1 protein-coding gene is annotated in these 361 nt (G+C 62.3%); it reads right to left on the bottom strand.

Going from position 1 to position 361, the window contains the following annotated elements:
- On the bottom strand, positions 1 to 266 hold a 266-nt coding region (locus tag ACIQU6_RS44935; protein WP_403488544.1), incomplete at its 3' end, for a hypothetical protein.
- Between the last annotated feature and the right edge of the window lie 95 nt (positions 267 to 361).

Here is a 361-nt window from a genome sequence, read left to right as displayed (position 1 = left end):
ATCGGTGTGCCCTTCTCCCGCAGAGCAAGGCGCGCCTGTTTCTCTGCGGCGAGTTCGGCCGTCGAGCGCAAGCCGAACGCGGGGGCGACAGGAAGCGACGCCACCGGCACGTTCAGCCCAAGATCGCGACCATAGACACGCGGGTTTTCCTGCCCTGTGCGCTCGAACCACAGGTAGTAGGTGTGGCCAGGCTCGCTGTTGAAGCGGAAGCGGAACTTCCACCAGCGGAATACCGAACCCATAACCGCGGGGTCCTCAACCTGCAAGCGTGCTCGGTACATGTGTGTACCAGGTTGCACGGTGAGAAGTTGCACCACTGTCGGCTCGTCCCCAGGTGCCGTCTTCCCTAACTCCTTGCTAT

The organism is Streptomyces sp. NPDC090442 (assembly GCF_044769405.1).
Classification (GTDB): Bacteria; Actinomycetota; Actinomycetes; order Streptomycetales; family Streptomycetaceae; genus Streptomyces.
Note: the sequence above shows the minus strand (reverse complement) of the source record. Positions and strands in the feature narration are given on the sequence as shown.